Origin of the sequence: Capnocytophaga genosp. AHN8471, assembly GCF_016806945.1 — a bacterium.
Lineage (GTDB): Bacteria > Bacteroidota > Bacteroidia > Flavobacteriales > Flavobacteriaceae > Capnocytophaga > Capnocytophaga periodontitidis.
Window position 1 is genome coordinate 1 of record NZ_JAESPJ010000002.1, and the last position, 1,546, is coordinate 1,546.

General features: G+C 45.9%; 1 rRNA gene. It reads left to right on the forward strand.

Annotated elements, in window-relative coordinates:
* Nucleotides 1–147 precede the first annotated feature (147 nt).
* Nucleotides 148–1,546, forward strand: a 23S ribosomal RNA gene (locus JMN12_RS00400); the annotation flags it as partial.

Below are 1,546 nucleotides of genomic sequence, written 5' to 3' on the forward strand. Positions count from 1 at the left end.
GTACATTGACATATTGGGATAAAAAGCATAAGAGATCAATAATAGATTATTGATAATCTAACGAAAAAAAATTAAAAAGAATCAAAGAGAACGAGGTATTTATTTAATTGATAATTGTTAATTGTTAATTGAATAAAACTACAAGCGCGAAAAGTTATGTAAGGGCGTATGGGGGATGCCTAGGCTCTCAGAGGCGAAGAAGGACGTGATAAGCTGCGAAAAGTTGCGTGTATTGGCACATACGAGATGATACGCAAATATCCGAATGGGGCAACCCAGTACATTGAAGATGTACTACACCGTAAAGGTGAGCAAACCCGCTGAACTGAAACATCTTAGTAGGCGGAGGAGAAGAAAACAAAAGTGATTCCCAAAGTAGTGGCGAGCGAAATGGGAACAGCCCAAACCCGTATTGTTACGGCAATGCGGGGGTAGTAGGACCCTAATATAGGTTGTAGAGCTGGATTAGAAGTGTTTGGAAAGACACACCATAGAGAGTGAAAGTCTCGTATAGGCACAGCGATATAAACCTTAAGGGAATCCTGAGTAGGTCGGGGCACGTGGAACCTTGACTGAATCTGCCGGGACCATCCGGTAAGGCTAAATACTCCTGAGAGACCGATAGTGAACTAGTACCGTGAGGGAAAGGTGAAAAGAACCGTGAATAACGGAGTGAAATAGCCCCTGAAACCATACGCTTACAAGCGGTTGGAGCAGCTACGGCTGTGACAGCGTGCCTTTTGCATAATGAGCCTACGAGTTACTGTTACCAGCGAGGATAAGTATTTCAGATACGAATCCGCATCGAAAGAGAGTCTGAAAAGGGCGCAAATAGTTGGTAGTAGTAGACGCGAAACCTGGTGATCTACCCTTGGGCAGGTTGAAGCGCTGGTAACACAGCGTGGAGGACCGAACTGGTTGTCGTTGAAAAGACTTCGGATGACCTGAGGGTAGGGGTGAAAGGCCAATCAAACTGGGAAATAGCTCGTACTCCCCGAAATGCATTTAGGTGCAGCGTTGAAGCGAGTTTAATAGAGGTAGAGCTACTGATTGGATGCGGGGGTTTCATCGCCTACCAATTCCTGACAAACTCCGAATGCTATTAAATGCTCATCAGCAGTGAGGGTATGGGTGCTAAGGTCCATATCCTAAAGGGAAAGAACCCGGACCATCAGCTAAGGTCCCCAAATATATGCTAAGTTGACCAAACGCGGTCTGACTGCACTGACAGCTAGGATGTTGGCTTGGAAGCAGCCATACATTTAAAGAGTGCGTAACAGCTCACTAGTCGAGCGGTTGGGCATGGATAATAAACGGGCATAAGCATATTACCGAAGCTATGGGGTTATTACTAAGTAATATACCGGTAGGGGAGCATTCTATAGGCGTGGAAGCTAAAGGCGTGAGCCATAGTGGAGCTGATAGAAAAGAAAATGTAGGCATAAGTAACGATAAGGCAGGCGAGAAACCTGCCCGCCGAAAGATCAAGGTTTCCTCAGCTATGCTAATCAGCTGAGGGTTAGTCGGGGACTAACGCGCACCCGAG